This window comes from Flavobacterium sp. IMCC34518, assembly GCF_027111095.2.
GTDB classification, from domain to species: Bacteria; Bacteroidota; Bacteroidia; order Flavobacteriales; family Flavobacteriaceae; genus Flavobacterium; species Flavobacterium praedii.
The window spans coordinates 3,181,570-3,200,068 of record NZ_CP114284.2; the positions used below are offsets into that span (position 1 = coordinate 3,181,570).

The 18,499-nt window shown below is 30.7% G+C and carries 17 protein-coding genes; 6 read left to right on the forward strand and 11 right to left on the reverse strand.

Going from position 1 to position 18,499, the window contains the following annotated elements:
* Positions 1 to 27: 27 nt before the first annotated feature.
* Positions 28 to 441, reverse strand: a complete 414-nt coding sequence (locus OZP06_RS13650; protein WP_269222347.1) for a DUF4293 family protein — start codon at positions 439 to 441, stop codon at positions 28 to 30.
* Positions 442 to 624: 183 nt separating this feature from the next.
* Here OZP06_RS13650 and rho point away from each other — a divergent pair, with 183 nt between their 5' ends.
* Positions 625 to 2,466: a transcription termination factor Rho gene (gene rho / locus OZP06_RS13655; protein ID WP_281323837.1), complete on the forward strand. Its 1,842-nt coding sequence runs from the start codon at positions 625 to 627 to the stop codon at positions 2,464 to 2,466.
* An 87-nt stretch (positions 2,467 to 2,553) separates the two neighbouring features.
* On the opposite strand, the gene OZP06_RS13660 is transcribed toward rho, so the two are convergent.
* From OZP06_RS13660 to OZP06_RS13670, 3 genes are all read right to left on the reverse strand, one after another.
* On the reverse strand, positions 2,554 to 3,771 hold the full coding sequence (locus tag OZP06_RS13660) for a methyltransferase domain-containing protein (RefSeq protein WP_269222348.1): 1,218 nt from the start codon (positions 3,769 to 3,771) through the stop codon (positions 2,554 to 2,556).
* Between the two features lie 100 nt (positions 3,772 to 3,871).
* Positions 3,872 to 5,842: a KUP/HAK/KT family potassium transporter gene (locus tag OZP06_RS13665; RefSeq protein WP_269222349.1), complete on the reverse strand. Its 1,971-nt coding sequence runs from the start codon at positions 5,840 to 5,842 to the stop codon at positions 3,872 to 3,874.
* Between the two features lie 124 nt (positions 5,843 to 5,966).
* Positions 5,967 to 7,250 (reverse strand): hypothetical protein, encoded by a 1,284-nt coding sequence (locus OZP06_RS13670; RefSeq protein ID WP_269222350.1) that lies wholly within the window; start codon positions 7,248 to 7,250, stop codon positions 5,967 to 5,969.
* Positions 7,251 to 7,365: 115 nt separating this feature from the next.
* Between OZP06_RS13670 and OZP06_RS13675 the strand changes: the two genes are divergently transcribed.
* Positions 7,366 to 8,430 carry an oxidoreductase gene (locus OZP06_RS13675; protein WP_281323838.1) on the forward strand — a complete coding sequence of 355 codons (1,065 nt, stop codon included), beginning with the start codon at positions 7,366 to 7,368 and terminating at the stop codon, positions 8,428 to 8,430.
* A gap of 58 nt (positions 8,431 to 8,488) precedes the next feature.
* Here OZP06_RS13675 and OZP06_RS13680 read toward each other — a convergent pair whose 3' ends face one another.
* The 4 genes from OZP06_RS13680 to OZP06_RS13695 form a co-directional block, all read right to left on the reverse strand.
* Complete coding sequence (locus OZP06_RS13680; RefSeq protein ID WP_269222352.1) at positions 8,489 to 8,947, reverse strand: sensor of ECF-type sigma factor; 459 nt, start codon at positions 8,945 to 8,947, stop codon at positions 8,489 to 8,491.
* Between the two features lie 36 nt (positions 8,948 to 8,983).
* Positions 8,984 to 9,406: a hypothetical protein gene (locus tag OZP06_RS13685; protein WP_269222353.1), complete on the reverse strand. Its 423-nt coding sequence runs from the start codon at positions 9,404 to 9,406 to the stop codon at positions 8,984 to 8,986.
* Between the two features lie 33 nt (positions 9,407 to 9,439).
* A complete protein-coding gene (locus OZP06_RS13690; RefSeq protein WP_269222354.1) occupies positions 9,440 to 9,982 on the reverse strand; it encodes a sigma-70 family RNA polymerase sigma factor in 543 nt (180 codons plus the stop codon).
* Positions 9,983 to 10,045: 63 nt separating this feature from the next.
* On the reverse strand, positions 10,046 to 11,152 hold the full coding sequence (locus tag OZP06_RS13695) for a transcriptional regulator (RefSeq protein WP_269222355.1): 1,107 nt from the start codon (positions 11,150 to 11,152) through the stop codon (positions 10,046 to 10,048).
* 216 nt (positions 11,153 to 11,368) lie between these two features.
* On the opposite strand from OZP06_RS13695, the gene OZP06_RS13700 reads away from it, so the two are divergent.
* The gene (locus OZP06_RS13700) at positions 11,369 to 13,405 is read left to right on the forward strand and encodes a dihydrofolate reductase (RefSeq protein ID WP_281323839.1); all 2,037 of its coding nucleotides are present in this window, start codon (positions 11,369 to 11,371) and stop codon (positions 13,403 to 13,405) included.
* A gap of 134 nt (positions 13,406 to 13,539) precedes the next feature.
* Here the strand turns inward: OZP06_RS13700 and OZP06_RS13705 are convergent, their stop codons facing one another.
* Positions 13,540 to 13,728: a hypothetical protein gene (locus OZP06_RS13705; RefSeq protein WP_269222356.1), complete on the reverse strand. Its 189-nt coding sequence runs from the start codon at positions 13,726 to 13,728 to the stop codon at positions 13,540 to 13,542.
* Positions 13,729 to 13,809: 81 nt separating this feature from the next.
* On the opposite strand from OZP06_RS13705, the gene OZP06_RS13710 reads away from it, so the two are divergent.
* A complete protein-coding gene (locus tag OZP06_RS13710; protein WP_269222357.1) occupies positions 13,810 to 14,190 on the forward strand; it encodes a nucleoside triphosphate pyrophosphohydrolase family protein in 381 nt (126 codons plus the stop codon).
* Positions 14,191 to 14,264: 74 nt separating this feature from the next.
* On the opposite strand, the gene OZP06_RS13715 is transcribed toward OZP06_RS13710, so the two are convergent.
* On the reverse strand, positions 14,265 to 15,332 hold the full coding sequence (locus tag OZP06_RS13715; RefSeq protein WP_269222358.1) for a branched-chain amino acid aminotransferase: 1,068 nt from the start codon (positions 15,330 to 15,332) through the stop codon (positions 14,265 to 14,267).
* Between the two features lie 310 nt (positions 15,333 to 15,642).
* On the opposite strand from OZP06_RS13715, the gene mnmD reads away from it, so the two are divergent.
* Both mnmD and OZP06_RS13725 read left to right on the forward strand, forming a co-directional pair.
* Positions 15,643 to 16,302 (forward strand): tRNA (5-methylaminomethyl-2-thiouridine)(34)-methyltransferase MnmD, encoded by a 660-nt coding sequence (gene mnmD / locus OZP06_RS13720; protein ID WP_269222359.1) that lies wholly within the window; start codon positions 15,643 to 15,645, stop codon positions 16,300 to 16,302.
* A gap of 151 nt (positions 16,303 to 16,453) precedes the next feature.
* Complete coding sequence (locus OZP06_RS13725) at positions 16,454 to 16,651, forward strand: hypothetical protein (protein ID WP_269222360.1); 198 nt, start codon at positions 16,454 to 16,456, stop codon at positions 16,649 to 16,651.
* 866 nt (positions 16,652 to 17,517) lie between these two features.
* Here the strand turns inward: OZP06_RS13725 and OZP06_RS13735 are convergent.
* The gene (locus OZP06_RS13735; RefSeq protein WP_269222362.1) at positions 17,518 to 18,459 is read right to left on the reverse strand and encodes a hydrogen peroxide-inducible genes activator; all 942 of its coding nucleotides are present in this window, start codon (positions 18,457 to 18,459) and stop codon (positions 17,518 to 17,520) included.
* Positions 18,460 to 18,499: the final 40 nt, after the last annotated feature.

The following is an 18,499-nucleotide window of genomic DNA, read 5'->3' on the forward strand; positions in this document are numbered from 1 at the left end:
GCACATTAATAAATTAATTTTATAGGTTTACCTCAATCGATCCACAGATTTTACAAGATCTTCATCCTTCTTGATGGCTTTGTTTGCTAAAACTAAGAAAACGATAGCCAAGATAGGTAGAAACATCCCAATACCTTTCTCAGAAACAATTACTGTCTCTCCAGATAAATTTAGTGAATGATAAACAAATAATCCTAATAAAATCAAATTTAATATTATGTTCAATCTGTTAGCAACAAATTGAGTTTGTCTTTTCTTAAAGGATACTATACTATAAATTGTAATTGCAGTACTTAATCCTAACAAAATCACATAAAATTGATTTTGCATAAAATAAAATTCTTTGCCATCTTTTAATACCCATAATGGAAAAATAAATGGCAAAATTCCTATTATCAAAAAGGTTAGGATTAAATATATAGTTTGAATTCTTTGTATCATGTCTTTCTATTGTTTTACAAAAATATATTTTCTTTTTAATAAATACTATTGTATGATAAAATTTATTTGTATTATTGCATGACAATTCCGTAAGCACTTCATACTGCGGGTCATTTAGATAAGATACTACCTAAAAAAAATCTTTTGTATTATTTCCAAATTAATTAAACAAATAGAACATTCATGTTTGATATTTCTGTATTAAAAGAAATGAAGCTTGCTGAGCTTCAAGAAATAGCTAAAGCGGCTAAAACTATAAAATTCAACGGTGTTAAAAAAGAGACTTTGATTAGCCAGATTTTAGAACATCAAGCAGCTACTGTTGAATCAGAATCAATAATAGACAAAAAATCAGAAAATAATAATGAGGAAGATAAACCCAAAAGAGCTCGAATTACGGCTGTAAAAAAGGGAATCACTCCAAAAAAAGATTCTCCTTCTTTATTCGTAAATGATGAAAATATAGAAGTACCTGAAGTGGTTGTGGTACCTCAAAAAAAGGAAAAAATTATTTCGAATGATACAAGTGATGTTGCTGAGAGTGAACCAGCTCCCCAGAAAGATATAAAAGTCGTAAAGTTTAGTAAATCAGCCTACGAGAAAAAAATGGCCTTGCAAAGAGAAAAGGAAGCTTTGAAAGAAACTGCTGTTGTTGAAGAAACTTCTTTGGATAGTAAAATAGAAGTAACGGTTGAAAAAGTTGAAAGTTCTACTCCAGAAAAAAAAGGGAATCCAAACGAATCCAAACGTACTGGCGAAGTAGGCCAATTGAATAAAAAGGGACCAACTCAAATTACAAAAGTAAATCCCAATCAAAATGGGAATCCTAATCAAAATCCCAACCAAAACCCCAATCAAAATCCAAATTTTAAGAACAAAAAAAGTAATTTCAAAGATGCTGATTTTGAGTTTGATGGTATTATAGAAAGTGAAGGTGTGTTAGAAATGATGCCAGACGGTTATGGTTTTTTGCGTTCTTCTGATTATAATTATTTGGCTTCTCCAGATGATATTTATTTATCTACATCTCAAGTTCGATTATTCGGATTGAAAACTGGTGATACCGTAAAAGGTGTTGTACGTCCTCCAAAAGAAGGAGAAAAATTTTTTCCTCTTGTACGTGTTTTAAAAATTAATGGTCATGATCCACAAGTAGTTCGTGATAGAGTTTCTTTTGAACACTTAACACCTGTTTTTCCTTCTGAAAAGTTTAGACTGGCCGAAAAACAAAGCACAATATCTACCCGAATAATTGATTTGTTTTCTCCAATAGGAAAAGGGCAACGTGGTATGATTGTGGCGCAACCTAAAACAGGTAAAACAATGCTGTTGAAAGAAATTGCCAATGCAATTGCAGCAAATCATCCTGAGATTTATTTAATAGTATTATTGATAGATGAGCGTCCTGAAGAGGTAACAGATATGCAACGTAGTGTACGTGGAGAAGTTATTGCTTCAACATTTGATAGAGAACCTCAAGAGCATGTAAAGATTGCTAATATCGTTCTTGAAAAAGCAAAACGTTTGGTAGAATGTGGTCATGATGTGGTGATTTTATTAGACTCAATTACTCGTTTGGCTCGTGCTTATAATACGGTACAACCAGCATCTGGTAAAGTATTGAGTGGTGGTGTAGACGCTAATGCGTTGCAAAAACCAAAACGTTTCTTCGGAGCCGCGCGTAATGTAGAAAACGGGGGATCTTTGAGTATTATAGCTACTGCTCTAACAGAAACTGGTTCTAAAATGGACGAGGTTATCTTTGAGGAATTCAAAGGAACAGGTAATATGGAATTGCAGTTGGATAGAAAGATTGCGAATAAACGAATATTCCCTGCTATTGATTTAACTTCATCCAGTACAAGACGTGATGATTTATTATTGGATCCAAAAACATTGCAAAGAATGTGGATTATGCGAAAAATGCTTTCTGATATGAATCCTGTTGAGGCAATGACTTTGATAAATGATCGCTTCAAACAAACCAGAACTAACGATGAATTCTTGATTTCAATGAATGATTAATAAGAAAGTTTCAATATTTAATATATAAGTATACACAAAATAGTCCTCAATTGAGGACTATTTTGTGTATAAACTGCAAACTGCTTTCTAAATTACCTTTCTCTCTAGCAAAGCCATGTAAAAACCATCAAAACCAGATTCTGATGCCAATATTTTTTGGTCTTTTATAAAATTAAATTGTTTTCCAATATCTGTTGTTAGAAAACGAGCAATTTGTTCTTGATTTTCAGAAGGAAGAATAGAGCAAGTTGCATAAACTAATTTTCCGCCTGGTTTTACAATTTTAGAATAGCTTTCCAATACTTCTGATTGTACCTTTCTAATGTTATCTATGAATTCAGGTTTTAATTTCCATTTGGAATCTGGATTTCTTTTTAAAACACCTAATCCACTACAAGGAGCATCAATCAAGACCCTGTCTGCTCTTTCATGAAGTTTTTTGATGATTTTTGTAGAGTCTATAATGCGATATTCAATGTTGAAAGCCCCGTCTCTTTTGGCTCTAATTTTTAATTGTTTTAGTTTACTTTCGTATAAATCCATTGCAATCAATTGTCCTTTGTTTTCCATCAAAGAAGCAATATGAAGAGTTTTTCCACCTGCACCAGCGCAAGTGTCTACAACTCTCATGCCCGGTTTTACATCCAGAAAATGCGCTACTAATTGTGAATTAGCATCCTGAACTTCAAAGAATCCTTGTTTAAAAGCATCGGTTAGAAATACATTGGCTCTTTCTTTTAGAACTAGAGCATCTGGTTGGTCTTTTAAGAACTCAGTTTCGATGTTTAAATCCATCAAAATAGCTCTAAGATTTTCTTTAGTGGTTTTAAGAGTGTTTACTCTCAAAATAACTTTAGCTGGTTGATTTTGGGCTGCAATTTCTGTTGCCCAAACTTTTTCGCCTAATTCTTTTACACCTAATTCATCCATCCAATCCGGAATAGATTCCTTTAGGGCTCTTACTTTTGATAGTTCATCAAATCGACCTTTTATTTTTCGTTCTGGAGTTCCTTCTAATTGTCTCCAATCTGGAATAGGATATCCTCTTAATACAGCCCAAACAGAGAACATTCTCCAAAGATTGTCTCTGTCATAAGGTTCTTTGACTTCTGCAATTTCGCCATATAACCTTTTCCAACGTACGATTTCGTATATGGTCTCTGCTACAAATTTTCTATCTGAACTTCCCCAACGTTTGTCTTTTTTTAGGGATCGTGCTACTACTTTGTCTGCATATTCTCCTTCGTTAAAAATAGCATTCAGGGCGTCGATAGTAGTATAAACTAAATTTCTGTGTAATCTCATTTTAAATAATTGAATTGCAAAGGTACTATTTATTGATTAATTCTAAGTTTTATATTTTAATCAAAAAAAAACACTGCATGTAAACAGTGTTTTTATTTTTTTAGTTTTTAACATAAACTCTCGTTAGTCCAATATTTTCTGGTGGATGCAGCACCATTGGGAATTTCTCGATTTTTACAGAGCTACTGTCTAATCCAAAAGCACTTTCTTCGGAAAGGCTTAATTTTTTAATAAAGAAATAGGAGTTCATTATCAATTTTTCATGCCATAATAAATCACTGTCATTGGAAAGAAATTTTTCTGACAATACAAATTTGAAATCTCCAATGATGTTGTTTTTATTCAAGGATTCATATCTACTTGTGATATCAACTTCGCCATTTTTCACCATATCTTTAATAACTTCCCTAAACATTAGGTTTATTTTTGTAGGTTCTCTAAATCCTAAATTAAAGTCAACTCTATATAAATCGTCTTTTAAGATTTCTTTTACTTTGTATTCGGTTTTATAGGGTTCAGACAAAATATTTACGTGAACAAACCAATAAATATCGGCTCTTTTAGGTCTTTTTTGTAATATAGAAAACATTACTTTTTCCTCTATTTCGTCAGAGCGATTTGCATTTGTCATATAAACCAAATGGGTTGCGTATTTTGGAATAGATAAATCGGCACTTAATTCGCTAAGAACTTTTTTATAATCGTCAATTTTCACAAATTTAGTGTAGCTTTTATTAATTTGTTTGGCTCTGTACCAAACGGTCATTATACCAATTAGGATAAGGGCTATTAAAAGTGTTACGTATCCACCTTCGGCAAACTTTGTGATATTTGCTGCTAGAAAACTTAATTCAATGCATAAGTAAATGGAAATTAGAGGCACAAAGAAATACCATTTTACTCGTTTCATGATTAAATAATAATTTAGCAAAATTGTTGTCATTATCATACATAAAATAATCGCTAAACCGTAAGCATGTTCCATATTACTTGATTCTTCAAAATGCAATACGATTCCAATACAACCCAAAAGTAGTAACCAATTGATGGAAGGGATGTATAATTGGCCTTTTAATTCTGTTGGGTATTTAATTTTAACTTTAGGCCAAAAACTCAAGCGCATGGCTTCATTTATTAGTGTGAATGAACCAGAAATAAGAGCTTGTGAAGCTATAACTGCAGCCATTGTAGCAATAACAATACCGAAAGGTTTGAACCATAAAGGCATTATTAAATAAAAAGGATTCGCAAAATCACCACCTAATGCTTTTAAAGTAACGCCTTCATGATGAATTAGATATGCGGCTTGTCCAAAGTAATTAAGTACTAAAGCAGATTTTACAAAAATCCAACTTATACGTATGTTTTTTCTTCCACAATGTCCCATATCCGAATATAGTGCTTCCGCTCCTGTGGTACATAGGAAAACAAAACCTAAAACAAAAAAACCTTCTGGATGAATGGATAATAAATTGTAAGCATAATAAGGATTAATGGCTTTGAATACCTCAGGATGCATTGTGATTTGGTAAATGCCTAAAATGGCTAGCATTCCAAACCAAATAAGCATCAAAGGCGCAAAAAATTTACCTACCAATTTTGTGCCAAATTGTTGTATAGTAAAAAGTACTACCAAGATTCCGATAACAATTGGTACAGTGTTTATTTCTGGGAAATAACTTCTCATACCTTCAACTGCTGAAGAAACAGAAATTGGAGGGGTTATAATTCCATCGGCTAATAAAGCACTACCTCCTATAATCGCGGGGACTATCAGCCATTTAATTTTGGTCTTTTTTACTAAGGCATATAAGGCAAATATTCCGCCTTCACCATGATTGTCTGCACTTAATGTAATTAAAACGTATTTGATTGTAGTTTGCAGTGTCAAAGTCCAAAATACACAGGAGATGCCTCCCAAAACTACATCTGCATTGATAATATAATCGCCAAGTATGGCTTTCATTACGTATAATGGAGAAGTTCCTATATCTCCATAAATTATTCCTAAAGAAACTAATAAACCACCTAAAGTTAATTTGCTATGGAGGTCTTTGTGCGTTGCGCTCATGTATATTATTTATAAAAACACGTCAAATTTACTATAATTAAATAAAATAAGAGGACTTATTTTTAAAATAATAAAAAAGGCTAATTCTGTTATAATTAGCCTTTTTGTTAATGTTGATAATTATTTAAATTCTTCTGTTTGTGCTTCTTGAAGAATAATTGTTACCTCTTTGAGGTTCTGATCTTTGGGTGTTTTCTTCCCTTGTTGAACTTGCTCTATTTTGTGAATAATCCCTTTGAGTTGTTGTGCTTTGCGGGTTAACATCTCTTGAAGTGCTAGTTCTACTTTGTGAATAATCTCTTTGCGATGTTGTGCTTTGCGGGTTAACATCTCTTGAAGTACTAGTTCTACTTTGTGAATAATCCCTTAGCGTTGATGTACTTTGTGGGTTAACATCTCTTGAAGTACTAGTTCTACTTTGTGAATAATCCCTTTGCGGTGATGCACTTTGCGTATTGATCTCTCTTGAATTGTTAGTTCTACTTTGTGAATAATCCCTTTGCGGTGATGCACTTTGCGTATTGATCTCTCTTGAATTGTTAGTTCTATTTTGAGAATAGTCTCTTTGTGAGTTATTGTTATAATTGTAATTACCGTTGTTTCTTGAATTACCAGAATAATTTCTTGAATAAGTTAGCTCATTTCTTAATCCGTTGTTATTATATGTTCTTCTTTGATCTAACTCATATCGATTTGATATTTTACTGTTTCTTCTTGAAAAATTATATTCAGGATATTGTTTTTCATAACTATTACAGCTGTATGAGTTATAGATATATGGAGCCCTGTTACATCTTCTGTAGCTTACATAGTTATATGTGTTGTTGTAATTTACACATCCATAGATGTTTTTTTGGTATCTGTAAACAGGAAATGGATTCCAAGCATAATAATAAGTTGGGTAATAATTCCAAGTCCAGCTAGAATAATACGGTTTGTAAAAGCCTGCCCAAAATGTTGTAAATATTTGTGGAGTATAGCAATATTCTGGTTCGTAAATGTAATTTTGTCCATAAATATAAGCATTACCAACTATTTGAATAGAAATATTATTGCGTCTGTCTTTTTCAATTTCAATAGTAGCTACATCTTGATATAAATCACGACCAATAATAGATTGTATAATTATAATATGCGTTCTTTTTTCTATAGATTCTATTACTCTTAAATAATCAACACGATTGTCGTTATTTAAGTCTAGATTTGAAATTTGTAATTTAGGATCATTTAAGCGTTTCTCGAAATCACTTAAGTTTTGAGATTCACCAAAGATCGACGATACTGCTGTTAAATCTAAATTATCGCTAATTTCAGAATTCATTGCATTTATAGTTGTTCTATTTTGTGCACTCATTTGAAAGGCAAAAAAGGAAGCGATAATGGCGGCTAATTGTAATTTTGTTTTCATGGCGAATTTGAGTTAATGGTTTGTTTTGAGATATAAGCAACAACTGTGCCAGAAATTAATAATTATAGCAACGTTTTTTTAATAATATTATATATTTAAAATAAATAATCAAGATATGATAAGAAAAATATTTGCAAGTACATTGTTGTTTAGTGGTTTGCATTTTTTACACGCTCAAAATTTAAATGAAAAAAAAATTGAAGAAAATTGTTTTCGGTCTATTAAAATTGATACTCTTTTTCAAGATAAAATTAGTCTTAGGGCAATTGTGGTGGATAAAGATAAAATTTGGTATGCTGGTGACAAGAATAGATTTGGTTTTTTTGATTTGAAAACCAATCAAAAGTTTGAGAATTCGATTACTGAAGATGCTTTAGAAATAGAATTTAGAAGTATTACAAAAACATCCATCCATATTTATGTGTTAAGTGTGGCTAATCCAGGTTTACTCTATCAAATCACTAAAGACGGTAAAAAGGTAAAACTTGTTTATCAAGAAAAAGATCAAAAAGTTTTCTATGATAGCATGCAGTTTTGGAATGATAAAGAGGGAATTGCTGTTGGAGATCCTATAAAGGATTGTCTTTCTGTGCTTATAACTAATGATGGAGGTAATTCATGGCGTAAAATACCTGATGATAAATTACCTAAAGTTGCTGAAGGAGAAGCTCATTTTGCGGCTAGTAATACCAATATCGTTATCAAAGGCAATGATACATGGATTGTTTCGGGAGGGAAGAAATCAAGGGTTTTTTATTCTCCAGACAAAGGGAATTCTTGGACGGTTTATGATACACCAATTGTTCAAGGTAAACAAATGACTGGAATTTTTACGGCAGATTTTTATGACGCAAAGAATGGTTTTGTTGCTGGTGGGAACTATGAATTATTGAATCAAAATACTGAAAATAAAGCAAGAACAAAAGATGGAGGTAAAACATGGGGTCTTATAGGAAACGGAGGGGGATTTGGATATGCTTCTTGTGTTCAATATGTTCCAAAAAGTGATAGTAAAGGAATTGTGGTTGTCGGAGCTTCTGGTTTGTATTACTCTTCGGATGGAGGTATAAATTGGATTCAATTTTCTAAAGATCCAAGTTTATATACTATTCGTTTTTTGTCCGATACTGTCGCAATTGCAGCAGGTCGAAATAAATTGATACGAATTCGTTTTAAGTAAAAAAGTCCCGTTTTATAATGTATTTATAAAACGGGACTTTTTTGTTGAAATAACGAAACTACCTTTTTGGAGCCTTGTCTCTGTATTGTTGAAGGAGTTTTCTATTGAAACCTTCTTCTGCTTTTCTAAGTTTGATTATTTTTACTGAAGGTAAAATTCCTTTTAGGCTAATGATGAATTTTTTTCTTAAATTAAATAAATCTTCTTCATTGCTTTCTATCTGATTTAAAAGGATAGCAGCATCTTTTTCAGATAATTTATTGAGTTCGTCCTCTTCCATTCTTTTGAAATAGCTTTTCATTTTTTGATGTCTCAATTCAAATTGTTTGTCATCGTAAGTGTTGTATATAGGCCAAAATTTCTCTGCTTCATTTGATGAAAGATCTAGTTCACTTGTCAAAAAAGCTACTTTCATTGCTTTTATTTGTTCTTTTTTCTCTCTTAGACGTTCGCCTTGTGCATGAATATTTAAGGACAATATAAAAAGCAGTATCGGGTAAATATTTTTTAAATACATAATATGTTGGTATGAAGAGTTTGTAATTTGTTTGTTTTAATTTTCAATGATCAAATTTTCAAGGTTTGAATTGGTAATTAATAGGTCTTCCAGTGTTTCTTTTTCAAGGCTATTTTCGTTTGCAATTAATTTTTTTGTTTCAATATCTTCAATTAATTCGTATTGATTTATTGGTGTTTCCTCTGCTAAATAGTTTTCTAAAGTATTTAAATCTATTTCAGTATTTTTCGTGCTATTTTGGTAAAAAGCAGGAATCATTAAGCCGAATACTAAAACTGCAGCAACAGCCATTAGTGTATTTTTTCTTTTTCTGAAAATAGAAATGACATTGCTCTTTTTGGTAACCGGTTCTTCCTTTATTTGTTGTATAATATTTGCTGAAAAATTCTCAAAATAATGGTCTGGAGTTTTAAATCCAGTTTCTATTTTGGGTTGGTTTTCTAATTTAAATGTTTTCATAATACTCGTTTGACTAATTCGTATTCAAAAGGTTTAATTTAGGGTTACGAATGCTTCTATTTTTTTTACTGCATGATGATAAGATGCTTTTAATGCACCTACCGATGTTCCCACTATTTCAGATATTTCTTCATATTTTAATTCTTCAAAATATTTCATTTTAAAGACTAATTGTTGTTTTTCGGGTAATGTTGCTATTGCTTTTTGTAATTTGATTTGAATTTCATTTCCATCAAAATAGATATCAGCCTTTAGATTATCTATTGCTTTATTTTGTAATTCAACTGATGTAATCCCACTTTTTCTTGCTTTTTGGTTTAAAAAAGTAAGTGCTTCATTGGTCGCAATACGATACATCCATGAAAACAGTTTGCTTTCACCTTTGAAATTTTTCAGGTTTTGAAATACTTTTACAAATGTATTTTGTAATACATCATCGGTGTCATCGTGATTTAAAACGATGTTTCGTATATGATTGTATAACGGTTTTTGATAATCGCGTAGGAGTAATTCAAACGCTTCGTTTTGCGTTTTCGGGTTCAATAAACTAGTAATGAATTCCTTTTCTTCCAGCAATTTGTTCTTTTTTTAAACTTAGATGCAAATAAATACAAAAGGTTTAATCGGGAATTGAATAAATTAAAATTCAGATTTATCTTCTTTGATAATTGGGGCAGGGGCAGTATTAAGGCTGTCTTTTACTATTGGTCTAAAAGTTTTTGGGATAATTTTTGGCTGTAATGGGAAATAGATCTCTGTTAGCCATTTTGAAATACTTTTGGTTTCGTTTTGGCCTCTTGTAAATATTTCCAAATGGGTAAATGTTGATCCCGTTTTGATATTGTGAGTGGTTGAATAGGTTGTTGCTTCTTTTAAAGCCTTATCCTTATAGGTGTAATTGCCAGTTAAGCTTACTTTTAAAGCATCAAAAGCAGTTAATTTTCCAGATAATATTTCACTTCCTTGACTTGTAAATATTTGTTCTTTAATAGGAATGCAAAAAGAAACTTTAGTTAAATTATGTATTGTATCATAAGTGTGGTATATGATAAAAGGCTTACCATTCAAAACAATATTATTTTGTTTGCAAAAGGTTTCTATTTTAGGGAATACTACATTAGCATTTCGAGTAATGTCCGAAATTTTGCTGGTAAAAGCTTCTCTTAAATAAAAAGTCTCCAATTTTTTAACAATACCATTTATTTTTACATTAAACGTATTGTTTTCGAAATTAAGAGTCTTATCAAGATTGGCTAAACTTTTGTCAAAGCGTTTTGTTAAGGAATTTTGTGTGCCTCCTGTTAAAAATGTATTTACTTTCATCATAAAATCCATTTTACCATTAGATTTCCAACTCACTTTTGTACCGCCTAGCGTATCTTTAAAAGATAAAAACACATCAAAAGAAGCGTCATTAAATTCCATTTTTTGTACAATGCTGTCGTTTCCTTTAGTATATAAAGTTTTAAGATTACCTGTATTGCTTGGGCTTTCCCAATTTAACGTACTTCCTTTGCCGAATGTAATTGGAGAAAAAGAAGTTTTTATTGTAGGGTTTGTTGAGATCCACGAGCAAAAATTTTGCCAATTTTTATAATCATTGACATAATTAAAAACGGTTGCTTTTGGAGAATGAATTATTTTATTACCTTCAATTGTAAAATTGCCTTTTTGTGTAGCAATAAATACAGTAATTGCCACAAGACTTAATAGAAACAAAAGAAAAAGATATTTAATAATTCTCATAATTGGGTTTGATTTTTTTCTGTTGTAAAGTTAGAAATTTAATTAATTATACTACAACATCAATTCATAAATTGTTAAAGTCTTTTTGTTGAACTGTGTTTTCTAAATTGCGAATTGTCTATAATTGCAATTGTTCTTAATTGTGTTTTTATTATTTATTTAAAGAATCATTATATTTGTTGTGTATTTATTTGTTTAACATCTAATAAAAAAATAATGAAATTAATTAAAATAGCCTGTCTCACTATGACTTTTGCAATTTCTATTGTTGGGATTGCACAAAATGATAAAAAGTCAACAATGAAAGTTAATGAAAGTGTACCATTTGATTTCTTTGTGGAACAGTTTTCAGACATAAAAGTTTTACGTTATCAAATTCCAGGATGGGAAAATCTTACTCTTAAGGAACAAGAGTTAGTGTATTATTTAACTCAAGCAGGAAATTCTGGTCGTGATATAATGTGGGATCAACATTATAAATATAACTTAAAAATTCGTAAGGCATTAGAGAATATCTATCAAAATTATAAAGGAGATAAAAGTTCAAATGATTGGAAAAATTTTGAAATTTATTTAAAAAGAGTTTGGTTTTCAAACGGAATACACCATCATTATTCAAGTGAAAAAATCAAGCCCGATTTTTCCATAGTCTATTTTAATGCGTTATTGAAAGCTACTAAAACGTCTTTGTCTCCTGAGATTGTTGAAATTTTATTCAATAACGTTGATTCAAAAAGAGTGAATCTAGATGCCTCAAAAGGTTTATTAGAAGGTTCAGCGATAAATTTTTATGACAAAGGGATAACTCAACAAGATGTTGAAGCTTTTTATGCTCTAAAGAAAAGTCCAGATCCAAAGAAATCATATTCTTTTGGTTTGAATTCAAAATTAGTTCGAAATTCAAAAGGAGAATTAGAAGAAAAAGTATGGAAAAGTGGAGGTATGTATGGAGCTGCAATCGATAAAATTATTTTTTGGTTGGAAAAAGCACAAACAGTTGCCGAAAATAAAAAGCAGGGTGATGCTATTGGGCTTTTAATTCAGTATTATAAAACTGGAGACCTCAAAACGTGGGATGATTATAATATTGCTTGGCTGCAAGCTACAGATGGGAATATTGATTATATTAATAGTTTTATTGAAGTTTATAATGATCCATTGGGATATAGAGGTTCTTATGAAGGAATTGTCCAAATAAAGGATTTTGATATGTCTAAAAAGATGGAAGTTGTTTCTAAAAATGCGCAATGGTTCGAAGATAATTCACCATTGGCACCGGAACATAAAAAGAAAAATGTAGTTGGGGTATCTTATAAAACGGTAGTTGTTGCTGGAGAATCGGGTGATTCGTCTCCGAGTACTCCAATTGGTGTAAACTTGCCAAATGCAGACTGGATTCGTGCAGATTATGGTTCTAAATCAGTTTCATTAGGAAATATTATAGACGCTTATTCTAAAGCTGGTGGAAAAGGAAAATTGCAAGAGTTTGCCAACGATACAGATGAAATACGTTTGGCCGAGAAATATGCAGAGTTAGGAGGTAAGTTGCATACTTCTTTACATGAAGTAGTAGGTCATGCTTCGGGTCAAATTAATCCTGGTGTAGGGACTCCAAAGCAAACATTAAAAAACTATTCTTCTGCTCTTGAAGAAGGAAGAGCTGATTTGGTTGGTTTGTATTATTTATATAATCCAAAAATTCAAGAAATTGGTTTGGTTGATAATTGGAAAGATTTGGGGATGCAGTGTTATGATAATTATATTCGAAATGGACTAATGACGCAATTGGTACGAATTGAATTAGGAGCTGATATTGAGGAAGCCCACATGCGAAACCGCCAGATGGTGAGTTCTTGGGTTTTTGAAAAAGGAAAAAAAGACAATGTAATCGAAAAAATTACCCGTAATGGGAAAACCTATTTCAATATCACAGATTATGATAAATTGCACGAACTATTTGGACAGTTATTAAAAGAAGTACAGCGTATTAAATCGGAAGGTGATTTTGAAGCAGGAAAAGCTTTGGTTGAGAATTATGGTGTAAAAGTGGATCAAATACTTCATGCCGAAGTATTGGAACGGAATAAACAATTTCCAGATGCTCCTTATAATGGTTTTGTAAATCCAGTATTGGTGCCAAAAGTAAATGCAAAAGGAGCGATAATTTCGATAGCAATTGAGCAACCAAAAACATTTGCTGAGCAAATGTTGAACTATTCTAAAATTTATGGTTTTCTTCCTTTAGAGAATTAGAACATAGAAAATTTATAACAGAAAAACGTCCACATTGTTGGACGTTTTTCTTTTTTGGGATACTGGGAATCGTATAATATGAAATCTCAGGTTAAATCTTCTGTTTGGATAATAGAAAATTATTATTTTAAAAATTAATGTTTAAAGTAAATTTTGATGACAAATAATAAGCTTATAAAAACCAAAAAACCAATCAAGATTTTATAATTTCCTTTGTAAAAAACTTTATGTAAATTAGCATCTTTTCGATAAGCAAAAATCATTGCTATTACAAAAGCGATGAAAAAACAAACTGCAAATATTAGTTGGCCTTGGCTGAACATGTTGAAATATTTTTTGACAAATTTAGGTAATAGTTTAGAAATAGTTGTTAATTTTCCATTTCAAATCAATAATTAAATAGAATGCAAAAACAAATCAACGCTGTCAAAGAATTTCATACAGCATTTAGGATAGGACACAGCGAAACTCCAATTGCTAGTTTAGGCGAAGCCAAAAATGAACTTCGTTATAATTTGATGAAAGAAGAGAATGAAGAATATCTCGAAGCAGTGCAAAATAATGATTTGGTAGAAATTGCTGATGCGCTAGGGGATATGATGTACATTCTTTGTGGTACCATTATCGAACACGGATTGCAGCATAAAATTGAGGAAGTGTTTGATGAAATTCAACGGTCTAATATGAGTAAATTGGGTGAAGACGGTAATCCTATTTATCGTGAAGATGGTAAAGTGATGAAAGGGCCAAATTATTTTAAACCTGATTTTTCTAAGTTGATTTAGTATTTGTAATTATCCATAAAAAAAGCGATTCTCAAAATGAAAATCGCTTTTTTGTTATATCTAAAAATTGTAAACTATACTTTAACTGTCCAACCAAAAGTATCTTCGGTTAGTTTGTTTTGTAAGTTTGTTAGCTTTTCTTTCAATTGGGATGCATAAGAGTTTTCTATTTTTGGTAACTCATAATAAACATCTTTATAGGAATAACCAGCAATAGGGTTTACTACGGCAGCAGTACCAGCTCCAAAAATCTCTTTTAAAGTTCCGTTTTTAGAAGCTTCAACTAGTTCAGAAACCAATACTGGGCGAACCTCTACTGATATTCCTTCTTTTTTGGCCATGTCTATAAGGCTTTTTCTTGTAATACCATCAAGAATACGTTCGCTTACAGGTGCTGTAATTAAAGTATCGTTTATTCTGAAAAACACATTCATTGTACCTGCTTCTTCAAGTTTGGTATGTGTAGCGTCATCTGTCCAAATTACTTGTTGGAATCCTTGTTTATTTGCTAATGTTGTTGGGTAGAATTGTGCAGCATAGTTACCTGCCGCTTTGGCCGCACCAATACCTCCGTTTGCTGCTCTACTGTAATGCTCTGCAATTAATACTTTTACTTCTCCAGAGTAATACGCTTTTGCAGGAGACAATAAAATCATGAATTTATAATCTTCGGATGGGTTTGCGACAACTCCAGTTCCGGTTGCAATCATGAAAGGTCTTATGTACATGGTACTACCATTGTCGTTTTTTACCCAAGCTTCATCTAATTTAAGTAATTGTTTTAAACCTTCTATGAATACATATTCAGGAACTTCAGGCATGGCCATTCTTACAGCCGAAGTGTTAAAACGTTTGTAGTTTTCATCGGGTCTAAAAAGCCATAAATCATTCTTATTATCTCTGTAAGCTTTCATGCCTTCAAAAATAGCTTGGCCATAATGGAATACTTTGGCAGAAGGATCTAATAAAAAAGGAGCATAAGGTTTTATAACAGGTTGTTGCCATTCTCCATTAATGTAGTCACATTCTAATAAATGATCAGTAAATACTGCTCCAAAGCTTAAATTATCAAAATCAACTTCATTTATTTTTGAAGTAGCAGCCTTTATTATTTCTATTTTGTTGGTTTGAGTGGTACTCATAATTATTACTTGAATTGTTTTGAGATATATAGTTGTTTAGTTAATAAAACGGTTGCAATAAAAATACGTTCTATTGCTTGAGATATTGTTTGCAAAATTAAATAAAAATCATATAAATACTTGCTAAAATATCATTAATTATAATGGTTATTTGTGAATTGTTTATAGTATAAATTTATTTAGTAATTCAGATGAAATTCTATTAAATATTTAAATATTCTATGATATAAATAGCGATAAGAAATACTTTTAATTAATTTTGGGAATATTATTGGGATTTAAAAAACTAAATCGCTTCAAAAAAAATATTTTGGAAAGAGAAATTATACAGACATTGGATGGTTCAACAACGATCCATATTAAAGAATGGAATGAGTGTTATCATTCAAAACATGGTGCAATACAAGAAGCAAAACATGTTTTTATTAAAAATGGTTTGGCATTATTTCCAAATCAAAAAATAGCTATTTTAGAGATTGGTTTTGGTACAGGTTTAAATGCTTTTATTACTTTTTTGGAAGCTCAGAAACTTAGTCAAACAATAGATTATGTTGGTGTTGAAGCGTATCCGATATCGGATTTAGAACTACAATCGATGAACTATTTAGAAGAATTGGAAGCATCAGATTCTAAGGCTGTTTTTGAAAAGATGCATGCTATAAATTGGGAAGAAAAAATGGAATTGTCTGAACGTTTTTCTTTAACAAAAAGAAAACAGTTTTTTGAATCAATTGATGATATTGAGAAATTTGATTTGATTTATTTTGACGCGTTTGGGTATCGCGTTCAACCCGAATTATGGAGTACTGCAATTTTTGAAAAAATGTATAAAGCTTTAAAAACTAATTCAGTATTAGTGACTTATGCAGCTCGTGGTGTTGTAAAAAGAAGCATGATAGAGGTTGGTTTTACTGTCGAAAAGCTTGCAGGTCCCCCAGGAAAACGAGAGATGTTTAGAGCAAGAAAATAATTGTACTTATTGATTTTTAGCTGATAAATAATTATTTTAAAAATCATAAATTTCTTAATTTCTATGTTAAAGTTATAATTTATATTTAAAAAATAATGTACATTTACAACACATTAAAAACAAGATCTAACCCCAAAAATCTTAATTTATTATGTCTAAAATAATGTTTGATTACACAAAATCTGTGTTGGAAAGAGTAAGTTTTGATCCAGTATTGTTTTGTAAAGAATTAGAAAAAGCTATAAGAACACTACTGCCTTTCGAACTGGATCAATTAAGAGAGTGGTTGTTTAACTACACAATAGAAAAACCAGAATTAAAGCAATGTTTGATAATTGTAAATAAATAATAAAAAGGAACCATGAATTTGGTTCCTTTTTTTATAGCCATTTTTACATAATAGATAACAATGTTTAATATTAGAAAAATTGAATTCACCTCTTTTATTTGGGCATGACTCTTTGTGTTTAAATTGTAAAAATAAAATACACTTTCTCAAAAGTATACGTATTCACGAAAGACAATAGGGAAGAGTGATTTTATAGGAATTAATTTACTGAATGTAATTCATAAAATTTTTTTAAAACATAGGAGGAATATAAACTTTATTTTAAAAAAGAATATCAAAAAAAAATATATTTATTTCGCATAGAGCACTATGTGTGTTTCAAATAGGTCAAACGCCTCTTTTTTGAGCCTAGAAAATCTATGTTTCTTTGTGTTTAAAATAATTGCACCCAACAGGTAAGAATTACTATTTTAGTAAGAACTCGAATTATTTATTTTGGCTGTTTCTTGTTTTAAGATATAAAAAAAAAATTACAAAAATATTTTATAATGTGTATTTTGTCGATTATTTGTGAATTTAATAGATTTTTTTTGTTCGTAAATTAAAACTTTTATTTAACTTTGAGTATGTTTACTATACTTAACCTCTAAGCTGTTTTTGTTATGTCTAGGATGATATACGATTATACCAAAATGGTGCTCGAAAGAGTGAGTCTTGATCCCAAACTTTTCGCTAAAGAGATAAAAATAGCTGCTAAAAATTTATTACCTTTTGAGTTGGAAAATTTAAAAAAATGGTTGTTTTTTTACACAAAAGATAAACCAGAATTAAGAATATATTTTTTATATATTAAATTCAATAAGTCCAAAATCAAAAACTAAAAAAGAGGCAAAAAGGAACTGTAATTTGGTTCCTTTTTTATTTAATTATTTTTTTGACAGTGGGCTTACAATCTGTACATTCTGAAAAACAATTGCCCCTTTTACAACTCCGGCAATTGTACTTCTTAAAGCATCGATGATTTGAATTTTTAATTCGCTTTTGGGATATATTAAACTAACCTCTCTTGCTGGTTTTGGTTCTTTAAAATGTCTTAATTTTAATTTGTCTGACTCATTCAAGTCCAATGTATGTAAGTAGGGTAATAATGTAGTTCCTAATCCCTCATCGGCTAGTTTGATTAGAGTTTCAAAACTACCACTTTCTATTTGGAATGACTTAAGGCCTGATTCGTTACGATTTTTGCATAAATTTAAAATTCCATCTCTAAAACAATGCCCATCTTGCAATAGCAAAATTTCATTAATATTAAGATCATCTATTTCAATTTCTGCTTTCTGAAAAATAGCATTGTTTTCTGGAATGTAAGCAACAAATGGTTCAAAATACAACACAATTTCTTTGATTTTCTCATCTTCCAATGGAGTTGCGGCTATGGCAGCATCCAAATGCCCATTTTTTAATTTTGTAATTATTTCTTCAGTATTCAGTTCTTCAATAATAAGTTTAACTTTTGGATATTTCTTTATAAAATTATTCAAAAACATAGGAAGTAATGTTGGCATAATCGTCGGAATAATTCCAAGTCTAAATTCTCCTCCTATAAAACCTTTTTGTTGTTCTACAATATCTTGAATTCGATCAGCTTCATTTACAATGTTTTTTGCTTGAGTGACAATTTTTTGGCCTATATCGGTTAATTGAATTGGTTTTTTGGTGCGATCAAAAATTTGAATACTAAGTTCTTCTTCAATTTTTTGAATTTGCATACTCAATGTTGGTTGCGTTACAAAACATTTTTCGGCAGCTTGAGTGAAATTTTTATGTTCGGCTACAGCCAATACGTATTTAAGTTGTGTGATAGTCATGAAATAGTAATTTTTTATGCAAATATAAAAACAATCAATT